This is a genomic window from Wolbachia endosymbiont of Drosophila pseudotakahashii (assembly GCF_026015925.1).
GTDB lineage: Bacteria > Pseudomonadota > Alphaproteobacteria > Rickettsiales > Anaplasmataceae > Wolbachia > Wolbachia pipientis.
Window position 1 is genome coordinate 564,590 of record NZ_CP110359.1, and the last position, 22,011, is coordinate 586,600.

At 35.8% G+C, this 22,011-nt stretch carries 18 protein-coding genes and 2 pseudogenes; 16 read left to right on the forward strand and 4 right to left on the reverse strand.

Features of this window, described 5'->3' with window-relative positions; genetic code table 11:
* Window positions 1-3: 3 nt before the first annotated feature.
* The 5 genes from atpH (at window position 4) to ONI09_RS03010 (ending at window position 4,618) form a co-directional block, all read left to right on the forward strand.
* Window positions 4-564, forward strand: coding sequence for an ATP synthase F1 subunit delta (gene atpH, locus ONI09_RS02990; protein WP_264704995.1), 561 nt, complete (start codon window positions 4-6; stop codon window positions 562-564).
* Window positions 561-2,102: a F0F1 ATP synthase subunit alpha gene (gene atpA / locus ONI09_RS02995; RefSeq protein ID WP_265014371.1), complete on the forward strand. Its 1,542-nt coding sequence runs from the start codon at window positions 561-563 to the stop codon at window positions 2,100-2,102. Before atpH ends, atpA begins: the two co-directional genes overlap by 4 nt.
* Before the next feature lie 9 nt (window positions 2,103-2,111).
* The gene (greA, locus tag ONI09_RS03000) at window positions 2,112-2,606 is read left to right on the forward strand and encodes a transcription elongation factor GreA (protein ID WP_265014372.1); all 495 of its coding nucleotides are present in this window, start codon (window positions 2,112-2,114) and stop codon (window positions 2,604-2,606) included.
* A 6-nt stretch (window positions 2,607-2,612) separates the two neighbouring features.
* Window positions 2,613-3,266 (forward strand): 3,4-dihydroxy-2-butanone-4-phosphate synthase, encoded by a 654-nt coding sequence (gene ribB / locus ONI09_RS03005; protein WP_265014373.1) that lies wholly within the window; start codon window positions 2,613-2,615, stop codon window positions 3,264-3,266.
* A 71-nt stretch (window positions 3,267-3,337) separates the two neighbouring features.
* On the forward strand, window positions 3,338-4,618 hold the full coding sequence (locus ONI09_RS03010; RefSeq protein WP_265014374.1) for a M48 family metalloprotease: 1,281 nt from the start codon (window positions 3,338-3,340) through the stop codon (window positions 4,616-4,618).
* A gap of 27 nt (window positions 4,619-4,645) precedes the next feature.
* Here ONI09_RS03010 and ONI09_RS03015 read toward each other — a convergent pair whose 3' ends face one another.
* Together ONI09_RS03015 and fabG are read right to left on the reverse strand one after the other, a co-directional pair.
* Entirely contained in the window at window positions 4,646-4,975 is a 330-nt protein-coding gene (locus ONI09_RS03015) for a TrbC/VirB2 family protein (RefSeq protein ID WP_264707018.1), read from the reverse strand.
* An 88-nt stretch (window positions 4,976-5,063) separates the two neighbouring features.
* Window positions 5,064-5,798 (reverse strand): 3-oxoacyl-[acyl-carrier-protein] reductase, encoded by a 735-nt coding sequence (fabG, locus tag ONI09_RS03020; RefSeq protein ID WP_264707017.1) that lies wholly within the window; start codon window positions 5,796-5,798, stop codon window positions 5,064-5,066.
* Between the two features lie 266 nt (window positions 5,799-6,064).
* Here fabG and ONI09_RS03025 point away from each other — a divergent pair, with 266 nt between their 5' ends.
* Together ONI09_RS03025 and ONI09_RS07085 are read left to right on the forward strand one after the other, a co-directional pair.
* A complete protein-coding gene (locus tag ONI09_RS03025) occupies window positions 6,065-7,585 on the forward strand; it encodes an HlyD family type I secretion periplasmic adaptor subunit (RefSeq protein ID WP_265014375.1) in 1,521 nt (506 codons plus the stop codon).
* Between the two features lie 142 nt (window positions 7,586-7,727).
* A pseudogene (locus ONI09_RS07085) lies at window positions 7,728-8,820 on the forward strand (IS3 family transposase).
* A gap of 389 nt (window positions 8,821-9,209) precedes the next feature.
* Here the strand turns inward: ONI09_RS07085 and ONI09_RS03045 are convergent.
* The gene (locus ONI09_RS03045) at window positions 9,210-9,989 is read right to left on the reverse strand and encodes a group II intron maturase-specific domain-containing protein (RefSeq protein WP_265014376.1); all 780 of its coding nucleotides are present in this window, start codon (window positions 9,987-9,989) and stop codon (window positions 9,210-9,212) included.
* Between the two features lie 331 nt (window positions 9,990-10,320).
* On the opposite strand from ONI09_RS03045, the pseudogene ONI09_RS06825 reads away from it, so the two are divergent.
* The 9 genes and pseudogenes from ONI09_RS06825 to ONI09_RS03090 form a co-directional block, all read left to right on the forward strand.
* A pseudogene (locus ONI09_RS06825) lies at window positions 10,321-10,566 on the forward strand (PD-(D/E)XK nuclease family transposase); the annotation flags it as partial.
* 438 nt (window positions 10,567-11,004) lie between these two features.
* Window positions 11,005-11,148 (forward strand): hypothetical protein, encoded by a 144-nt coding sequence (locus ONI09_RS03055; RefSeq protein WP_173862902.1) that lies wholly within the window; start codon window positions 11,005-11,007, stop codon window positions 11,146-11,148.
* Between the two features lie 37 nt (window positions 11,149-11,185).
* Entirely contained in the window at window positions 11,186-11,425 is a 240-nt protein-coding gene (locus ONI09_RS03060; protein ID WP_265014352.1) for a reverse transcriptase N-terminal domain-containing protein, read from the forward strand.
* Window positions 11,426-11,466: 41 nt separating this feature from the next.
* On the forward strand, window positions 11,467-12,732 hold the full coding sequence (gene ltrA, locus ONI09_RS03065) for a group II intron reverse transcriptase/maturase (protein ID WP_265014414.1): 1,266 nt from the start codon (window positions 11,467-11,469) through the stop codon (window positions 12,730-12,732).
* Window positions 12,729-13,502, forward strand: a complete 774-nt coding sequence (locus ONI09_RS03070) for an Rpn family recombination-promoting nuclease/putative transposase (protein WP_265014378.1) — start codon at window positions 12,729-12,731, stop codon at window positions 13,500-13,502. Before ltrA (ONI09_RS03065) ends, ONI09_RS03070 begins: the two co-directional genes overlap by 4 nt.
* Before the next feature lie 109 nt (window positions 13,503-13,611).
* The gene (locus tag ONI09_RS03075) at window positions 13,612-14,994 is read left to right on the forward strand and encodes a cytoplasmic incompatibility factor CifA (protein WP_265014379.1); all 1,383 of its coding nucleotides are present in this window, start codon (window positions 13,612-13,614) and stop codon (window positions 14,992-14,994) included.
* A 53-nt stretch (window positions 14,995-15,047) separates the two neighbouring features.
* Window positions 15,048-18,479 carry a cytoplasmic incompatibility factor CifB gene (locus ONI09_RS03080; protein WP_320109952.1) on the forward strand — a complete coding sequence of 1,144 codons (3,432 nt, stop codon included), beginning with the start codon at window positions 15,048-15,050 and terminating at the stop codon, window positions 18,477-18,479.
* An 836-nt stretch (window positions 18,480-19,315) separates the two neighbouring features.
* Window positions 19,316-20,791, forward strand: a complete 1,476-nt coding sequence (gene ltrA / locus ONI09_RS03085) for a group II intron reverse transcriptase/maturase (RefSeq protein ID WP_265013824.1) — start codon at window positions 19,316-19,318, stop codon at window positions 20,789-20,791.
* Between the two features lie 145 nt (window positions 20,792-20,936).
* Window positions 20,937-21,878 (forward strand): Rpn family recombination-promoting nuclease/putative transposase, encoded by a 942-nt coding sequence (locus ONI09_RS03090; protein ID WP_265013825.1) that lies wholly within the window; start codon window positions 20,937-20,939, stop codon window positions 21,876-21,878.
* Here ONI09_RS03090 and ONI09_RS03095 read toward each other — a convergent pair.
* Window positions 21,867-22,010 (reverse strand): hypothetical protein, encoded by a 144-nt coding sequence (locus ONI09_RS03095; RefSeq protein WP_259365958.1) that lies wholly within the window; start codon window positions 22,008-22,010, stop codon window positions 21,867-21,869. The two genes, ONI09_RS03090 and ONI09_RS03095, sit on opposite strands and share 12 nt — an antisense overlap.
* Window position 22,011: the final 1 nt, after the last annotated feature.

Here is a 22,011-nt window from a genome sequence, read left to right on the forward strand (position 1 = left end):
AATATGAAAAAGACCCAATACAATAATTTAGTTTCATCTTACGCTAGAGTGCTGTTTCATGTCTCAGGAAGCAGGTTAGGTATTATAAGGAAAGAAGTAGAATTTTTGTTGGCTTTTTTTAAGGATCAACGTGACGTTTTTGTGTACCTATCCCATCCTATGATTTCTTTTGCACACAAAAAAAAAGTGATACTTTCTATAAATGAGCACTTGAGTGAGAATTTAGTAAAATTTATTATGGTTATATTTGCAAATAAACGCTCTAGTTTATTGATCTTTATATTAGAAAAATTCTTAAGTCTTGCAAGAAAAAATGAAAATGAATTCGAGATTACTATAAAGTCAGCAGAAACTTTAAAGGAATCTGATATAAAAATAATTACTGAATCTTTGAGCTTTCTTGGTAAAATAATAAAAGTAAGCAATGTGGTTGACCCTTCTATACTAGGTGGCTTCGTAGTTAGGTATGGTTTTAATTTGATCGATGCTTCGCTAAAAAGTTACTTGGATAGGTTAGTTGACTTAAGTAAAATGGAAATATTGAAAGTAAGGAATTTTGTATGAAGAACAGTATGAATGTTTCTGAGATAGCAAGTGTAATAAGGGAAAAAGTTGAGACGTTTGATAATCCTATAAAGCGGGAAAATATAGGTGAAGTAATTTCAGTAACAGATGGTATTGCATTGGTTTATGGACTGGAAAAAGCAAAATTCGGTGAAAAGGTATTTTTTGCAAGCGGTGTAGAAGGAATAGTTCTTGATTTAGATCATGATACGGCTGGAATAGTTGTGCTTGGTAATGACCGTGATGTGAAAGAAGGGGACGTTGTAAAATGTAGTGGTAATGTTGTGCAGGTGCCTGTAGGGCATGAATTATTAGGAAGAGTTGTAAATGCATTAGGTCAGCCTATAGATGGTTGCGGAGAAATTAGAACTAAAAATAGGATGGATATAGAATCCAAAGCGCCAGGTATTATTGATCGTAAATCTGTACATGAACCGTTGCAAACAGGAATTAAAATTATAGATTTGCTAATTCCAATAGGTAGAGGGCAACGTGAATTAATTATTGGCGATAGACAAATTGGTAAAACTACTATTGCGCTTGATACTATTATAAATCAGAAGAAGATTAATGATGAAGTAGATGAAAATCAAAAAGTTTACTGTGTTTATGTTGCTATTGGACAAAAAATTTCAACAGTAGCAAAAGTGGTAAATAAGCTAAAAGAAAGTGGAGCATTAGAGTATACAACTGTAGTTGTGGCTAGTGCATCTGACTGCGCGCCTATGCAATTTTTAGCACCTTATGCTGGTTGCACTATTGGGGAATTTTTTCGTGACAATGGAATGCATTGTTTGATTGTATATGATGATTTATCTAAGCATGCTGTAGCATATAGGCAGATGTCTTTATTGCTCAGACGTCCTCCTGGTCGTGAAGCTTACCCTGGAGATATATTCTATGTACATTCTCGCTTGCTTGAAAGAGCTGCTAAAATGTCTGATAAAAAAGGGCAGGGGTCTTTAACTGCTTTGCCAATTGTCGAAACTCAAGCTGGTGATGTATCTGCATATGTGCCAACAAATGTTATTTCAATTACCGATGGGCAGATCTTTCTTGAGTCTGAATTATTTTATAAAGGATTTCGACCTGCAGTAAATATAGGTTTGTCAGTTTCACGGGTTGGTTCTGCTGCACAATTAAAGTCTGTGAAAAAAGTTGCTGGTTCTATAAAGCTAAGCTTAGCTCAGTATAGAGAATTAGAAGATTTTGCAAAATTTGGTTCTGATCTTGATGCTAGTGTTCAATTATCCTTGAATAAGGGTAAATATCTTGTTGAGTTATTAAAGCAAAAACAACATTTACCTATGCCAATAGAAGAGCAAGTAGTGCTGATGTATATTTTTTCTAGTCTATATAATCAGTTAAGTAAAATACAAATAAGTAACGTTAATAAATTTGAACATGATCTTATTAATTATTTTCGTACTGTACACCGTGGGGTTTTAAAAAAGTTGTCAAATGACATGAATGGTGATATAAAAGATGAGATTTTTAATATTGTGAGTAATTTTGTTACTCAATTTAATTGCGTTTAGGTGGTAATTATGGCTTCATCCATTATTAATAAATTTCCTGTGACGAGGGAAGGTTTTGAGAATATGCAAGCCGAACTTGAAAAGTTAAAGGAAGAAAAACCTTCTGTGATACAGGCTATTTCTGATGCTCGTGATCAAGGTGATTTGTCTGAAAACGCAGAGTATCATGCTGCACGGGAAAGGTTAGGTTTTATTGAAGGCCGTATAATGGAGATAGAAAGTAAGCTCTCACATGCGGAAGTAATAGAAGTAAAAAATTTGTCTGGTGATTCAGTAATATTTGGTGCAACTGTGACATTAAGCATGTTAAGTGATAATAACGGTGAAGTGGAATATGTTTATAAGGTTGTAGGCGAATATGAAGCTGATGTTTCAAAGCAGTTAATATCTACTAGTTCACCACTCGGGAGTGCCTTAATCGGCAAAAAAGTCGGTGAGTATGTGGAAGTGACAGTGCCAAATGGAGAGAAATTGTATAAAATAGTTAAGATTGAATTTAAGTAAATTATTATGGTACAGGCCACTTATGCTTCAATGAGTCTACCCGGTGTTTCTTCTGTGGAAGATGTATTAGAGGATGCTCGTTCCGGTAAATTATTCATTTTAGTTGATGATGAAAGTAGAGAGAATGAAGGTGATTTGATTGTCTTAGCTGAGAAAATAAAGCCGGAACATATGGCTTTTATGGTTAGATACGGTACTGGTATTGTATTTTTAGCCATGACAGAGCTTCATATGAGTAAACTAGATCTTGAGTTTATGGAGAGAAGTAATGTAGACGAAAAGGTTGCTCCTCATACTGCATTTACTACATCAATTGATGCACGTTATGGTATCACAACAGGTGTTTCTGCTTATGATAGAACACATACGATACTTACCGCCATTGATGAAAAGAGTACTAAGGACGATATTATTACTCCAGGGCATGTTTTCCCTATTATTGCAAATGAAGGCGGGGTTTTAGCACGTAATGGTCACACTGAAGCAAGTGTTGAAATAGCAAAGTTGGTTGGTCTTAATCATGCAGCTGTAGGGTGTGAATTAGTGAATGATGATGGCTCTATGATGCGCTTACCTCAGTTGCTTAAATTTGCTGAACAACATAAAATTAAGTTAACTACCATCGACAAACTTATCAATTACGTTAAAAAATTAAACTAGCGTTTATAAATTTGTATAATTTAAGTGTTAAAATATAGAATTCCTATGAATTATACAAGCACAGAATTTTCATGTTTAGAATTGCTAAGTTTTTGACCTTATTGTTCTTTTTTGCATATTATAATAATGCTTACTCTATTAACATTATTAGAGATAGTGAAGTGGAAGCAATAGTGAAAGAGCTAGCGCAACCTTTATTTTTCGCTGCAAACATTGATAGTGACCGAATAAAAGTTTTTATAATTAATGACAATTCGATTAATGCTTTTGTAATTAACAATAACAGTATCTTCATTCATTTAGGGCTTTTACGATATTCGGCTAAACCTTATGTCCTGCTTGGTATATTAGCACATGAGATTGCTCACATATCTGCTGGTCATATATTGCAAATGAGTAGTGCTATGGGTTATTTTCAATCGATAGCAATGATTAGTTATATAGTAGGATTAGTTTCTAGTATTATCATTAACCCTCAGGTTGCTGGTGCAATTTTGCTTAGTGGTGTAGCATTCAGTTCAAGGCTATTTTTTAACTATTCTCAAGAGCAAGAAAGTGTAGCAGATAGCTATGCTTTAAGGTACCTTGATGAATCTAGCTATGATAATTCAGGTATGAAAGAGATTTTTGATTATTTTAAAAGTATTGAGCATGAAAACACCGAGGAATATTTCCGCACTCACCCACTTAGTGAGAAACGTATATTTGCTGTACAGAATTATAAGGTCAAAAACAACGTAAAACCAATTTTTGCGGATAAGTTACTAAAGTTTGAGCGTGTGGTTGCAAAGCTAGACTCTTTCTTTGCTCCTATTCATGTGTTATCTAATAAATATGAAAATAATTCTGAGTATGTAAATGCTATAGTTTGCTATAGGCAAGGAAAGATAGAAGAGGCTATTGCTAAAATGAATTCATTGATTCAAGAGTCACGCAATGACCCATACCTACATGAATTAAAAGCAGAAATGCTATACAAAGCTGGAAACTTAAGTGAAGCAATAAAAATGTATGAAGAATCGCTTAGGTATTTATCTGAGAAAAACAGTTATTTAGTGAAACTTGCATTATCTCATACTTTATTATTACACGGTGATGCAAAAAAGGCGATTTTTTACCTGGAGCAGATTTTGAATGTAGAACCAAATAACGCTTTTGTCTGGAAATATTTAAGCATTGCATATAAATGTGACGCTGATACGGCAATGCATTATTTTGCTTTGACAAAAAAGGCTTGTATTGAAGGTAATTCAAAGCAATTTATGAAGTACGCTGAGTTAGCTGTTAAAACTCTACCAAAGAATAGCCCTTACTTGTTGCAAATTGAAGATATGAAGCAATTTAATGGGTAACAAAAAAGCATTTCTGCACTTTTTGGGTTATTTTTGTCCACACTTTTCCAACATAGTTTTTGCTTCATCGCTTACGTTGGGCATAATTTTCGTTATGATAGTTTTAGCGCCAAAAAATACAGCACAAAACACGCCTAGAGCAAAAAGAGCAGGCCAAGGCATCCTGCCAAATATTGCAAGCAAAGCTGCACCAATTATTACTACCGTCATAAGTGGGCCACCTATTCCCCAAACATAACCAATAATATTGCATATTACTTTAGTTGTGTCATCCATATCAGGGTCAGCTGCATAACCTGAGAAAGAGGAAAGCAATACTACACAAAAAACACCAAAAAATCCTATTATAGAGCTCATTTTTTGCCTCTAAATAATAAACTAACGCAAACCTAAACCTATTTTTATTTTAAAGTAAAAATTATAATTTGTCCATACATAAGTGTTGCTACATAAATAACCCACCATTAATGTTAAGCACATGCCCTGTTATATATTTTGCTTCATCACTTGCTAAAAACAAGACCCCTGCTGCTATTTCTTCCCCTGTTCCCATTCTTTTCATTGGAATATTATCTAATATTTTTCCCTTTTGTACTTCATTTAAAACTTCAGTCATTTTAGTATCTATAAACCCAGGAGCAATACAATTTACTGTTATATTACGACTTGCAACTTCTTTTGCTATAGATTTGCTCATAGCTATTATTCCAGCTTTAGACGCTGCATAATTTGCTTGCCCGGCGTTTCCTGTTAGCCCTATTATTGAGGAAATATTTATAATTCTTCCCCAATTATTCTTAATTAGTTTCCTGCATGCTTCTCTACTCAGCTTAAATGTAGAGCTCAAGTTAATATCAATTACTTTTTGCCATGCTTCATCTGTCATTCTCAATAATAAACTGTCTTGCGTAATGCCCGCGTTGCATACAAGCCCGTCAAAGCCTTCCATCAACTCACTTGCTCTATTTATTAGTTGATTTACTTCCTCAGCATTTGATAAATCACAAGGGAGTACATGCATGTTTTTTTCATATTGTTTAGCAACTCCTTCGAGCACTTCTTTTTTTGTGCCAGAAATACATAAAGTTGCTCCGGCTTCGTGCATAATTTTTACAATTGCTTGCCCTATTCCGCCTGATGCGCCAGTGATTAGGAACTTTCTGCTTTCCAATCCAAACATAATAACTTTATATTATCTTAATTCCTAACAGAATATTGACTGGTTGGCAATAGATTTCTTACATAATATAAGTAACTCAGATATTCACAAAATAAAGAAAAAGTTATAATAAAGTTAAACGTCAAAAAATTTTAAAAACATAGTTGATGCAGGAATTGTTACTAAATAGTTTATTCTGGTGCTCTACAGTCTAAATGGAATGCTTAAATTATAGATTCTTTGTTTTTGTGTGTTATCTTGAGTTAACACAAATTCACAGTAGTATTATGATAAGTAAGTTAAAAAAGCTTAGCGCTGGATTTTCTTTGACAGGCTTGATTGGCCATAGTGATAATATAAATATGCAAGGAGCAAAAAATAAAAAGAAGAAGTACCCAAAATTTTTGGATAAGACGTTTGCATTGATTGATGCAGTGATAAATTTTATTTTAAAACGTGAAAGTAATAACGTAAATGAAGTCCTGAAAGTAACATGGGGACCACTATTTTTTGGTCTGGTAGTAATACTCATCTTTTTTGGGATAGGTGGTATTTGGTCGGCTATAGCTCCAATTGACGGTGCGGTGCATGCAAGTGGAGAAGTTATTGTATCTTCAAATAGAAAAATAGTTCAACACTTGGGCGGAGGAATAATAAGCAAAATTTTAGTAAAAGAGGGTCAAGCAGTTAAAAAAGATGAGCCTCTAGTTTTGTTGAGTGATGTTAACGAGAAGGCGAATTTAAGTATCATCAAAGAGAAGCTCTTATCATTTTTAGCAACAGAAGCAAGGCTTCTTGCAATCAGAGTAGATTTGGACACGCTCGAGTTTCCTGATGAGGTTAAAAAATTATCTCACGATGAACTTGTAAATAAAGCGATAAAGAATCAAGTAAAGTTGTTCAACTCTCAGAGAAAGAGCATATTGGGAAAAACAGACATACTGCAACAACGTATAAAGCAGTTAAATGATGAATTAGCGGGGCTAAACTTTCAACTAAATGCAGCTCATAAGCAATATGACTTGATAACTGAGGAGTTGGAAACAAAAAGACAATTACTTGATAGTGGCCATATAAGCAAACCACACATTTTAGCTTTAGAAAAACAGTTTGCTGAAATTGAAGGCAGAGTTGGACATTACCGTTCTGCAATATCTCAAGTGCAGCAAAAAATTGGAGAGAATGAATTAGAAATTATAAACGTAAAAAATGATTCTCAAGAAAGAGCAAACGCTGAACTTAAGGAAGTTAGTACGTCTATTGCAGACTTGAAAGAGAGGCTGATGGTTGCTGAAGATTCATTAGCACGTACAATAATAAAATCGCCTCAAGATGGGATAGTGACAGATATAAGATACCATACTGAAGGTGGTGTTATACAATCTGGAGTTCCGATCATGAGCGTAGTGCCATCGGATGATGACCTAATAATAGATGCTAAAATTCAGACCAGAAACATAGAAGAGATACTGTCAGCACAAAAGAAAGATAGCAATATAGTCTCTATTGATGGGCTAGAAGGGCTAAAGGTTAAAGTTCGTTTAAGTGCTTACAGTGCACGTCGTTTAAGTTTAATTAATGGTATAGTAAGCAATATTTCTCCCGATGCCCTTGATGATCCAAGGCTAGGACGTTATTATTCAGTACGTGTAGTGATACCAAAACCAGAGCTTGCTCAGTTTAAAAACGTATACCTATACCCTGGTATGCCAGCAGAAGTGTACATAGTTACTCAATCTCGTACTCTTTTATCATTCTTGTTTACGCCTATAATTGCAACAGTCGATAGGTCTTTTATAGAAAGGTAGCTCACTCGTTAAAGTAGTAGTGAAAGTGCCGTAATAAAATTTAGGTACATAATTAGACAATAGGCTTTTTGACCTTACCCAGAAAAAGTGGAGAGAAAGAAAGGAGTTTTTTCGGGTAAAATAAAATTTTGGAGGATTAGAAATGGCAAGAGAATATACGGCAGAATTTAAATTGGAATCTGTTAAGCTGGCAAATGAACAAAGAAAGGTAGGTCAACCAGTTGCAAAAGTAGCAAGAGATCTAGGAATAAGGGATAGTGTATTAGGAAAATGGATGAAGAAATATAACGAAAAAAGTCAGCGGCAAATGCATTTCCAGATGTAGCACCTTATGACAAAGAGAGATTTGATTTACAGAAAGAGTTAGCAAAAGTAACAAGAGAAAGAGACATTTTAAAAAAAGCCCTGGCCAGTCAAAAAGAGTAAAATATTTTTTCATAAAAGAGCATAGTAAACACTATAAAGTGCAGGAATTATGTAGGGTTTTCTGCTAGTGGCTACTATAAGTGGACTACAAGGAAAATAAGCAGTAGAGAATCAGCAAATAAAGAGTTATTAGCAGATATTCAAAAAATATATCAAGCTTCTAAATGTAGATATGGAGCTCCTAAAATTCATGCTGAATTAAAGGCTTTGGGTAAAAGTTGCAACTTAAAAACAGTGCAAAGTATTATGCAGAAAAATGGTATTCAGGCTATATTGAGAAGAAAATTTAAAATTAAGAAACAACAAACGGACAGTAGCTCCCAATATATTAGACCAAAACTTTATTGTCGATCAACCAAATAAAGTATGGGATTACTTATATAAAAACCAAAGAAGGATGGCTATATTTGGCAACAATAATCGATCTATATTCACGCATGGTAGTTAATGAGCAGTTCAATAAATAAACAATTGGTTATGGACTCTTTATTAATGGCCGTTAACAAGCGTAAACCTGCCAAAAATCTACTATTACATAGTGATCAAGGTTCACAATATACTTCGCAAGGTTATCAATATCTCTTATCCATAAAAAACATAGATGAGTCATAAAGGTTGTTGTTACGACAATTCTGTTGTGGAAAGCTTCTTTAGCTCATTGAAAAGAGAAATACTTATTGATACTTCACAACACTCTGCTCAACAAACTAGAACTGCAATATTTGAATACATAGAAATTTTTTATAACAAACAACGTCACTATTAACTATTGCATTCCTGAGCATTTTGATTCATCATTCTCTTTGTGAAAAACATTCCAAACTTTCTCTCCACTTTTTCTGGGTAAGGTCAATACCTTTAAGCCCAACACCAAGCTCGAGAAAGTAGAAAGTGTGGAGCAGCCTATTCAGTCTTCTTTGAATCTAACATGAAAGGCTATGCTCAAAAAACTATAAGCGTCCAAGTAATTTTTTAAATAAGATAACTCCTTTAGAATATCTCTTAAGCTATTAACTTAACATCACCATAGGATTTAAAACATTCCCCAAAAAATGTTAAAGCTATTTTAGTAAAATACTCAAAACTTGACCCTAAGCAACTTTGAGTTCATGCTCCTGGTACTCTTGCTTTACCTTCCTGCATAATCGCTTTTGGAGGAAATATATTACTGGATGAAGAGTTATCTAAGTGAGGAAAGTCACCTCTCCCCACTCGACTTCGAAACCGGACTTGTGACTTTCACCACATCCGGCTTCTCTCTAACTTGGTGTTTGTCATACACACTCCTATGTAAATAATCATGGCAATGCCCGTGCAATAAAGACAAATTTCCTATGGTATTATTGTTCCTATTTTTGTCTTGATGATGCACTTCAATTATGTCCTCTGACCTAAAATATAGCTGACAATAATTACATTTACCCTGTTGCATCTTCAGTAATTTTATCACTCTTAGTGACTTATCTGGTACTCTACGACTGCTCCAATATATCCAGTCTCCATCATATGGAGATTTTGCTCCTCTCACTTTGATATGCCGCTTAATAGCATGGTCTCCATGTTTGATAAGATATTTTCCATTACTTGTCATAAACCTCCAATTATCATTCTTATACCTTTTAAAGTATTTCCTCTTTATCCAGTATTTGCCTTTATTTGTATGTTTACGTACTGCCCATTTCCATAGTTTTCTAAACATAACGCTATCTAGTAACTCGAAGACTTTCCTTGAAATCACTGAAGTATAATATTGACACCATCCTCTAATAAGTGGATTTAGGTTTTTTATAATAGCTTCTTGTGGTGCTCCACACATTTCTTTAAGTTTGTACTTAGCGGTTAATGTATATCGTTTTATAAAGTTGCGGCTCGATTTTATTAGTAACTTGTATGTTTTCTTACCTTGTTTTACTGTATGCTGTCGTATTGTAAATCCAAGAAAATCAAAGCCTGGTTTTTTTTCCTTTAGAGGATTCAATGAATGAGAAATTTTTGTCTTTGATGACTTTAATTCTAATCCAATGGTTTTTAACCATTCCTTAATTAAAATCTCTGCCTTAAGCTACAGCTCCAAATTCATGATATCCATTTGCTGGCCTTTTTAGGTGCTTTACAGAAGGGTTGATAAAAGATGTACAAAAGGACGTCTAAGGTGCGTAGTAGCATTCTAGGATCATCTATGAAGGTAGTTTTTTTGCTAACTCTTAAAATTCAGCTAAATTTACCACTTTAATAGACCTCGGCATAAAAGAGTTGAATATTTCTTCAGAATTGTGTATAATTATTAATGCTTTTTAGGTTGATTTCTTATGGCTCTTTCGAAGTTCCTTGACGTACGAAATGATGTTGCGTTCAAAAAAATATTTGGTACTGAAAAAAACAAGGATATACTTATTCACTTCCTCAATGACATCATTGGCTTCACTGGTAAAAACCAAATAAAGGATATAGAGTTTTTAAGTACTATTCAAGACCCTGATATCGCCGCTAAAAAGCAAGGTATTGTTGACGTTCTCTGTAGAGATGAAGATGGGGTGCAAGTAATAGTCGAAATGGTGCGACCTGAAAGTCTTCGGTCATATTGTTTAAAAGGAGAGGAATTCCTTCAGAAAGAAACTGAAAGAATCCTAAAACTTATTAAACCAGATGTTTTGCCATCTGAGTCTACGCATCAGTGCGAATCGGGTAACCGGTTGGTGCCGAGCGATGCGGACAATGAACCTCCTCTTGATAAAGAAGATGCTCAATCGTGAGAGAAAGCATAAACTACAAGCATCATGTGGTTGGAGGGCTAGGCTTAGTGGTATGGTGAACGTAAGTGAAGCTTCATAAGTATCGTAACGATTAAAGAGCTAAAGATGCTGATAAGCTCCGACCAAAAGGTAATGTGACATTTTTCATTTCTGGATGTACGCAAATCACCGGTATAGAGAAGCCACCTAACCCACTGTTGTATGATAGAAGGAACAGGGTAAGCCTGTATTTTCGCCTATATGGCAGGCAACCCGCAAGGAATGCTGATGGATGTGCAGGTAAAGGATAATGGAGAAAGCGAATGCCATTTTGTAACGAAATGGATAGAATTTGTAACATTAATTCGCGTGAAAACGAGCAGACTTCCATTTGGTCCCTCATGACAAGAAACTTTGTTAACCACTTAAGGTAGGAAAGCAGATGATTACAAGTACAACTGTAAGTGCACCTACCAACAACTCCGAAGCATGGAACCAGTTACTCCGGAAGAAATGCCAAAAAGTTGTTATGAGGCTACAAAGACGTATTGTTAAGGCTGTCCAACAAGGAAGATGGGGTAAGGTGAAAGCTTTACAACATCTTCTCACACGCTCCTTTAGTAGCAAAGCTTTAGCTGTTAAAAGAGTAAATGAAAACCACGGAAAAACACGGCAGGTGTAGATCGTCAACTGTGGTTAACTTGCAATGCTAAAATTCAAGGAATAAAGCAGTTAAAGCAAAGAGGATATAAACCTTCCCCGCTAAAACGAATTTATATCAATAAATCTAATGGCAAAAGAAGACCTCTTGGAATACCCACGATAAAAGATAGAGCTATGCAAGCATTGTATTTGTTTGCTCTGGAACCGATATCTGAAACAATCAGTGATCGTCACTCCTACGGCTTTAGGCCCAAAAGATCCTGCGCAGATGCTATTAAGGCTTGTCACTTATTATTGGCAAGGCGCAATCGACCACAATGGATATTAGAAGGCGATATCAAAGGGTGCTTTAACAACATTAACCATGAATGGCTTATGAAGCATATTCCTATGGAGAAAAAAATTCTCCACAGTTGGTTAAAGGCTGGTTTCCTAGAGTCAAAAACCTTGTATCCCACAACTGCTGGCACTCCGCAAGGAGGTATAATTTCTCCAATACTAGCTAATTTTACCTTAGATGGTCTTGAACGGTTATTAGAAAGTCGCTTTGGTAAATTAGGTAGCAAAAGAAGAGACAAAATCAGAAGTGGAGTAAATTTAATCAGGTACGCAGACGACTTTATTATTTCAGGTTTCACACATGAGTTACTGGAAGATGAAGTCAAGCCTATGGTATCATCCTTTCTTCGTGAAAGAGGTCTAGCTCTGTCAGAAAAAAAGACAAAGATTACATTTATTACAAAAGGGTTCGACTTTCTTGGCTGTAATGTGCGTAGATATAGTAAGAAATTATTTATTACGCCTTCGAAGGAAAGTATTAAGAGATTTCTTAAAAAAGTGCGTGCATTAATAAAAGCAAATATAGGCAGTTCACAAGCTGTAGTAATTAAATCACTCAACCCTTTATTAAGAGGATGGGAAAACTACTACCGTCATGTGTGTGCTAAAAAAGCGTTCAGCAAGATAGACAATGAAATTTGGCATAGTTTATGGAAATGGGCAAAGACAAGACATCCCCGTAAAGGATTACGTTGGATAAAAAATCGTTACTTTAAAGTAATGAATCATCGTCAATGGGTCTTTGCTACTTCTGTATGCAAGAACAAACCAAAGGAAATAAGGTTTATGAGCTTACTCAAACTAAGCGACATTCCTATTAGACGTCATGTTAAAATCAGGGCGGATGCAAATCCACTTGACTTAAAATGGAAAAAGTATTTTGATGAGAGAGTGAAACGAACAAGAATGTTAGCAAGCTCCTTTTCAAGAGAAGGTTCTCTACTGTTAGTGTCACCACTAAAGTTGATGTATTCTGAGGATTTATGAAAGACAAGCCGGTTCGAGAAAAGAAGAACTTAGATAAGGGGCTCAAGCGTAGTGTGGGGAAACCTGCATGCTGCGTTTCTAAGGGAGGGAGTAGTAGTAATACTGCTTCCTTACCTGACCAGGTCGCTAAAACAAAAGGATTTGAAAAACGTGCCCAATACTATGCTGCTAAAGCTTACTCAAGGCAAGCTGATAAAGGTGACCAGTATCATAACCTTAAGGAAATTATCTTTATTGCTATAGCAGATTGTATCCTGTTTCCGGACAAGTCTGAGTATAAATCAAAGCATACTATTCGGGATGAAGATACTAATGAACACGATCTAAAAGATTTTTACTTCATATTTATTGAATTGCCAAAATTTCCAAAAACTAAAGAGGATCAGCTTTCAAATATAGTTGAAAAATGGATCTACTTCTTTAAATATGCAGATGAGACTAGTGAGGAAGAGCTGGAAAAAATAATAGGTAGTGATGTAATAATTAAAAAGGCCTATGAAGAGCTAAATAGATTCAACTGGTCAGAAAAAAAATTTATTGCCTATGAACAGGAAATAAAACGTATTCTTGATGAACAGGCTGTCCTCGCTCAAAAACTTGATGATGCTACTGAAAAAGGTAGAGAAGAAGGCAGGGCAGAGGGCAAAAAACAGGCTAAAATAGCTGTGGCTAAAAATTCACTCAAGGCGGGTGTTTCTATTGATGTTATTGCTGAAATAACAGGGTTTTCTGTTGATTATATTGAGAAAATTCAAGAAAAGAAGTTTTAGCCATAACGTTTTTTTTATTAAACCCTCTATTCTAGTAATTTTAATATTGCAATCCATTCTAATATCTGTACAATGCTTTTTTTATATAAATACTTAATAGGAGGGGTTAATGCCAACACAGAAAGAGCTTCGGGCTACGATGTCCAAAAAATTACAGGAAGCTATTAAACATCCAGATCCGACAGTTGCTGCCGGGAGGAAGTCAGCTATCAAGAGATGGGTGGGAGTCCTTCAAGATAACTTTATGGAGCACATAAAATACTTTAAGGGTGATAAGTTGAAGTTTTTGCACAATGTATTCCAAGATGAAGGTTGCTGGTCAGGTGTAAGGTTGGATAATGCTGCTTTAGGTCAAAGGTTTACTGAAGAGAAAATAGGTGGAATAGATAATCGACTTCGCAAATATGAGATGGCTTGTAGTTACTGTGTAGTAGATAAAATTCATCCACTCTTTCAAAAAAGATTTGAATCTTATAGGAACAATTTTCCTCCTGGTGCATTTGATGGTAAAACTGAAACTGAAATTGGCAAATACGTACGAAACTCGTTACTAGATAGCATAAAGAGGAAAGGTCCTGTGTTTGATTTCTGGATCGATAGAGAATCTGGGGGATTAAAGCAACCAAGTAACGCGTCAGAAGGTTTTGATAGTGCTGTAAAACTTAAGTGGAGTGAAGGGGTAGAGTATTTTTATAATCATTTAAAAGAAGAAGATAAGGAAAAGAAGCTCACAGAAGCTATTCTTGCTCTTTCTCGTCCTCAATCTTTTGAGAAAGACGCCCCTATTTTAGATTTTTGTGTAAATAAGATAGTCGATAAAGATACTCTTTTACAGAAATTATCGCAGAAAGATCAGGGAGTATATGCTCTTCTTGCTGAATTAATAGAGTCATGTTTTTTTGATACGGTTCATGATTTAGTACAGTGCTGGTGTTATAAAGGAGTTTCAGAACGTGGAGATCATTCAGAGAAAATATTCTCATATGAAGAATATAAACTTCTTCTTTCCTCACTTTCAAATGTGATGTTAGACAATCCTGAGTTAAATGCTCAAGCAAGATCTCTTATTATGGAAATGTGGAGATGTGGTCGCTTTTATAAACACAAGGAGGCTGCTGTCGATACTTCTAACTTCCAAGTTCCTATAGAAAATGCACTTGCAGGGTTAGTGGTTAATTGGGAACGATCTGGTCGTAAGTCTGATGAAAAAAAAGAAATATTAGAGATAATGTTATTTGCTAAGGATCGCTTTCCTGAAAAGTTTGAGTCCTTCAAAGAAGTGATGATAGAAGACCTTAGATTATGTGGTAGAGAAGGTAAAAGAGTAAATATAGATTACGGTCTGTTTGCGGAAGAATTATTCTCTGAGTTAGAGAAAACAATTTTACCACCTGTAGGTGATGGTCCACAGTCTGAGCTTGGAACTCCTAGTGTAAGTGGTGTTTCTTCTTATAAGAAAAAAAGCGTCTTTACGCTTAGTGGTAATAAGTAATCCACTTATGAACTCTTGGTGTTTCTGGTCGTAGTAAATAAGGGGTATTTTGTATGAGTAATGGTGATGGATTTATTAGGAGTTTGGTGGATGGAGATCTTGAAGGATTCAGACAAGGATTTGAATCTTTTTTAGATCAATGTCCATCTTTTTTGTATCATGTAAGTGCAGGTCGTTTCCTTCCTGTATTCTTTTTTAGTATGTTTGCTACTGCACATGATGCTAATATCTTAAAAGCAAATGAGAGAGTCTATTTTCGTTTTGATAATCATGGTATTGATACAGGTGGTAGAAATAGAAATACAGGGAACCTAAAAGTCGCTGTTTATCGTGACGGACAGCAAGTTGTCAGATGTTACAGTATTTCTGATCGTCCTAATAGTGATGGGTTAAGGTTCAGTACAAGGGAGAGAAATGCTCTAGTGCAAGAGATTAGACGGCAAAATCCAAATTTAAGGGAAGAAGACCTAAATTTTGAGCAATACAAAGTATGCATGCATGGAAAGGGCAAGAGTCAGGGAGAGGCAATTGCAACAGTATTCGAGGTGATTCGTGAAAAGGATTTTAGGGGTAGAGATAAATTTGCCAGATATTCAGCATCTGAGATTCATTTCTTAAGGCAACTCTTCAGAAATCACGGGTTATTAACAATTAAGGAAATAGAGAGAAGACAACTTAGCCAATACCGGCAAGACGAACTTGATAGGCTTGTCAATTTTGTGCAAGTTGTACCAGGTCAACAAAGAATTGATAACTTTGCGGAAATGTTAAGAAGTGGAGTTGTACGAACTTTACGAGACAATAGCACAGTAATTTTTAGATATATAACTCGCATCTATAATAATTACAGACAAGTGCTGGGAGATAATATTGAAAATCGCTATCAAAAGTTTGAGAGTCACGGGTTTTTACTAGGGTTTTTAGCAAATTTTAGTCATCGCTACACAATAGGCATCGATCTTGACTTATCTCCTAGAAACTCACATGTTGCATTTCTTGTACGTCATCAAGCAGAAAGAGAAAATGTTCCTATTGTTGTCAATTTTGCTACAAGGGCACCGTCCAATATCGCATTAAACCGCGCCAGAAGTCACGCTGAAAGATTGCATGTTTTTTCATTTATACCTATCCATACTGAATCAAGAAATACTGTCTGTGTTGGATTAAATTTTAATTTAAATCTAGATCCTTTTAGTGTTGATACAGTAGGGCTTCAACAGGATAGATTTCCTTTAGTACAAAGATTGTTTGAGTATATAGAAGATGAAGAGGTTGGAGAGAATATTAGAGATTTCTTGCTTCAACATCTTCCTGGTGAAATACCAAGAAATGCAGATAATTATAACAGAGTATTTGATTGTATAACTGGTTTTACTTTTGGAAGTAGTGCTTTTGATAGGCACCCTTTAGAACTAGAAGAAGAAGACGAAGCACCTATAACAAAATACATATTTAGACATGGTGATGAGGGTTTAAGATGTTTAACTATGGTCTTTCATGCTGAAGGTTCTGATATAGTTATACTGCATATTAGAGCTCACGATGCACAACAACAAGGAGCAATCAATTTAGAAAATCTTAATATTAATGGAAATAATGTTCATGTATGGGAAGTTTCATGCACACTTAATGACCAATTTGAGCTAGATATTGATCAACCAAATGACCTTGGTTTATATCACGATTACCAAAATAATAATGCAAATAATTTTCTTGATGGTGATCTTGTACAAGTACCTAATGCTGAAAATGTACATGGTATTTCAGAAAGGGTTATGAATGATGGCTGGAAAAATGTAGGTCAGCATAGAGAACTATTTCAAGAGATCTCTGGAGCATTGATGCCACTTAGGGACGCAATAAATGTTAATAATGAGGATAAGTTTCGTTCTATACTACATGGTACATTTTATGCTAGTGATAATCCTTATAAAGTGCTTGCTATGTATAAAGTTGGTCAAACATATAGTTTGAAAAGGGGTCAGGAAGAAGAAGGAGAAAGGGCAATACTCACAAGAATTACAGAACAGAGATTAGACCTTTTATTATTAAGACAATCTACGGAGAATGCTCCAGATACTCATCCGATTGTATATGTATTAGGATTTGCTAATAATGCAGAAGAAGTAGCACAAAAGGAGAATAACGCAAAAGATCGAATAAAAGAACTTATGAACAAGCAAAGAGGATATTTGCTTATTACTTCTGGAAATGAGGTGGTTTTATTTCCTCTTATATTTAATGCAGGTGCAGGGAGAGTAGAAGGTCTTATATCTATTCCAGAAGGAATAGGAAGAGAAGAATATGTACATAGACTTGATCGTGGTGGTCGTGACTCAAGACCAGGAGTATTAGTGGGACCTGAAAGTGTTATTGATGAAAATCCACCAGAGGGTCTATTATCAGATCAGACTCGTGAAAATTTCAGGCGCTTTTACACGGAAAGAAAACCAGGACAGAACTCGATTTTTTTGCTTGATATAGATGATAATCTGCACGTTCCATTTAGTTACTTGCAAGGTACTAGAGCACAGGTAATAGAAACATTAAAGTCAAGAATAAGGAGAGGTGATAATTCCATTCCTACAGCACAAGAGATAAGAAGACAAATAAGAGATATTCTTAGAAATCAAGGGATAGAAGTAAATGATCTACTTACGCTAGAATTTGCGACGAGAAATGGACATTATGATTACTGGCTTCAACAAATTGATATAGCTCACGCTGGAAGATTGCGATATCAGCTTCGTACTGAAGGTAATCACACTTTTGAAGTAGCTAATTTGGCAAGGAATGACGGTAACGAGCACATTGTTAGAGTATTAAATCAATTTAAGGAAAATGAAGAACAACAGCGTTTAACTTTAATCATTACTTTAAATAATACTCATTGGGTTACACTAGTGATTGAACGTCAAAATGGGAACTATGTTGGGTACTATGCTGATTCAACTGCTACTGCTGTTCCAGGTGGTATTACTGATATCATTCAAAATAACTTAGGAAATAATATCAGGATTAATAATGTTTCTGTTAGTCAGCAAACAGATGGTTGGAATTGTGGTTTATGGGCATTAGAAAATGCTAGTGAGATTAATCGAGTTCTAAACGAAAATCCTGGAGAACAAGTTCAGAATGTTGTAAATATTATGCGTGATTTTCTTGGAAGAGGCCACCCAAACAGAGATAGAAATTACTTTCAGAACATGAGAGTGGGCATTTCACAATTATTCAGGAATGATCCGGGATTTCAAGATGTGCAATTGCAAGCATACATTCAAAATAGAGAACAAATTGATCCATTACTACGTACTTATCTAGAATTAGGATATCACAGAGTAGGAGGAGGGTATGGATTAGTAGAAGCACCTATATCGCTTGGTGTTAGTGATTCCAGTAATTTTGGTGACCTGCCACAGTCGAGTTTAGAAGGTCCTGAAGCTAGTCGTGTTTCTGACCTTAGCAAAGGTAAAGGCGGTAGGTAGAGGTAATCGGTAGATGAAAGGAGTGTAGGACATCTAAAGCAAAGAATGCCATTCTAAGCCCACCTCTGAAGGTCATTTTTTTCTCGAAGCTTAAAAAAACAAAACCCAATATAAAAACGTTGAATATTTCTTCAGAATTGTGTATAATTATTAATGCTTTTTAGGTTGATTTCTTATGACTTTTTCTAAGTTTCTTGATCCCAAAAATGATGTATCGTTTGTGCGACGTGAAAAGTCGCTTATTAAATTGTTTCGCAGGTCACCCTGACTAAACCGAGTGTTTTGCCGCTCGTACCCTACTAGACTGTACAAAAGCAGTAATGCTTTGTGCAAAGCGTTTAGGACAATGAACCCGCCTGAAAAGGAGAAGTTCGGTCTGCGAAGAAAGAACAATGCTATAAGTGTCGAGTTGGCACGGGGGCTAGGGTTAATGGTATGGATAGCGCAAGCAAATGATCCTAAGCATCGTTACGTCGAACAAGCCAAAGACACTGATAGGCTTGAACCAAAAGGTAAGTAGACTGGTTATCAAACTGAACGCATTTGATACGCAAACATCAAGGTCACCGGTGTAGAGATCAATCCTAACCCGTTGTTGTTTAATAGGTGGAACAAGGAAACCCCATATATCTCTGAGTACCAATATTGGATATTCAGTAAGGTCGATCGTGAGAAAGGCTTATGGGTATGTGGGATTGGGAGTGTGGAAAAAGTGAACGCTCATCTGTAATGGATGTGATACAGGTTTAACGTTACCTGGCTCGAAAGAGAACTGACGTCCACAATGGTCATCTTGGACAAGATTGTTTGTAAAACTTTTAAAGAGAGGAAAGCAGATGGTTACAGGTAAAATTGTAAGTGCACCTTTCGGTACTGCCGAGCACTGGAACCAAATTAATTGGTCTCAATGTAAGAAAAAAACCAGGAAGCTACAAGCTCGTATTGTTCAGGCAACAAAAGATGGGAGATGGAATAAAGTGAAAACTTTACAACATCTTCTCACACGTAGTTTTAGTGCTAAAGCATTAGCAGTGAAACGCGTAACTTCGAACAAAGGAAAATACACGGCTGGTGTTGATAATCAGTTGTGGCAAAGTCCTTCAGCTAAATCTCAAGGAATTGCTAGCCTAAAGCGACGTGGATATCGCTCTCAACCTATGAGACGCATTTATCTAATCAAGCCTGAGGGCGGCAAGCGGCCGATTAGTATTCCAACTATAAAAGATCGTGCGATACAAGCCTTATACCTTATGGGCTTGGACCCTGTTGCAGAAACAATAGGAGACACTCACTCATATGGATTCAGGGTGCATCGTTCAGCAGCAGATGCGGTAAGTCAAATTTTCATAACATTGGCAAGACGTGATGCTCCGCAATGGATTTTAGAGGAGGATATTAAGAAGTGTTTCGATGAAATAGACCACCACTGGTTGAAAAACTCAATTCCAATGGAAAAGAGTATCCTAAATAAATGGTTAAGGTCTGGATTCGTAGAAAGACGAATGCTACATCCCACAATAGCAGGAACTCCACAAGGTGGAATTATATCTCCTGTACTTGCTAATTTAACTCTCGACGGTCTTGATGATGTTTTCAATAAACATTTCGGAAAAAAGGGAACCAAAAAACGCAAGAAATATGGTGTACACATGATCCGCTATGCGGATGATTTTATAGTAACTGGAAAATCGAAAGAAACTCTAGAGACTAAAGTCAAACGGCTTGTAGAGGACTTCCTGAGCCAAAGAGGGCTATCTTTATCGGCAGGAAAGACAAAGATCACACACATAGAACAGGGATTCGATTTTCTCGGTCAGACAGTACGCAAGTACAAAACAAAACTAATCATCAAACCTTCAGAAAAAAGTGTAAACAGACTTCTGAAGCGCATCCGGTACCTAATTCGCAAGAAGAACGCAGAAACCCAAGAAAAAGTAATTGATATGCTTACACCTCAAATTCGAGGATGGGCCAATTACCATCAAGGAATATGTGCGAGAAAAGCTTACGAAAAAGTGGACCATGAGATCTTCAAAGCCTTATGGCACTGGTCAAAACGCAGACATCCTAATAAAGGATTACGTTGGATTAAAGGTAAATACTTTAAAGTCAAGGAGTCTCGAAAATGGTGTTTTGCAGTACTGGCTAAGAATAAAAACATAATTGAATGGAAAGAACTCTTCCAAGCGACAAGTGTACCAATTCGCCGCCATAAGAAAATTAGAGCAGTAGCTAACCCCTATGATAAAGAGTGGTATGCTTACTTTAAAGAACGTCAATCAAAAAAACTCTTCTCTTTGCAAAAATGGTAAGGTATGATTAATGTTAGTTCTAAGAAGGAATTTGATATGTCCAAATATTCGATAAAAACTGTTGCCGTTTCTAAAGAAAAGGACTTAAGGTGGCTCGAGCCGTATGAAGGGAAACTTTCACGTACGGTTCCTAGAGGAGGGTTCGATGGGTAAATATCTTAGTCCATTGAACTCTTACTCTTTCAAGCGTATCTTCGGTACTGAAAAAAATAAAGATATCCTTATTCACTTCCTCAATGATATTCTTGGCTTTACTGGTAAAAATGAAATAAAGGATATAGAGTTTTTAAGTACTATTCAAGACCCTGATATCGCCGCTAAAAAGCAAAGTATTGTTGATGTTCTCTGTAGGGATTCTACAGGTGCTCAATACATTTGCGAGATGCAGGTCGCTAAAACAAAAGGATTTGAAAAACGTGCCCAATACTATGCTGCTAAAGCTTACTCAAGGCAAGCTGATAAAGGTGACCAGTATCATAACCTTAAGGAAATTATCTTCATTGCTATAGCAGATTGTGTACTGTTTCCTAATAAATCTGAGTACAAATCAAAGCATACTATTCGAGATGAAGACACTAATGAGCATGATCTAAAAGATTTCTATTTTATATTTATTGAGTTGCCAAAATTTCCAAATAATAAGGAAGATCAGTTGGAAAATATAGTTGAAAAATGGGTTTATTTTTTTCGATATGCAGACGAAACTAGTGAAGAAGAGCTGGAAAAAATAATAGGTAGTGATGTAATAATTAAAAAGGCCTATGAAGAGCTAAATAGATTTAACTGGTCAGAAAAAGAATTTATTGCCTATGAACAGGAAATAAAACGTATTCTTGATGAACAGGCTGTCCTCGCTCAAAAACTTGATGATGCTAGAGAGGAAGGTAAAGAAGAAGGTAGAGAGGAAGGCATCCTAATTGGACATGAAAAAGGCAGAGAGGAAGGTATTCAAATTGGCGAAGAAAAGGGCGAAAAACAGGCTAAAATAGCAGTGGCTAAAAATTCACTTAAGGCCGGTGTCTCTATTGATGTTATCGCTGAAATTACCGGCCTTTCGATAGATGAAATTCAAAAATTAAGGAATTAATACTTTACCTTGACCTCTAGCTTGAGTTAAATGACATTGAACAGAAGTATTATTTAGATAACTTTTAGGCTCCAAGCTTATTTGTTGTTCTTTTACGTCACTCACTTCTAATCTGCTTAACATTTGTTGCATT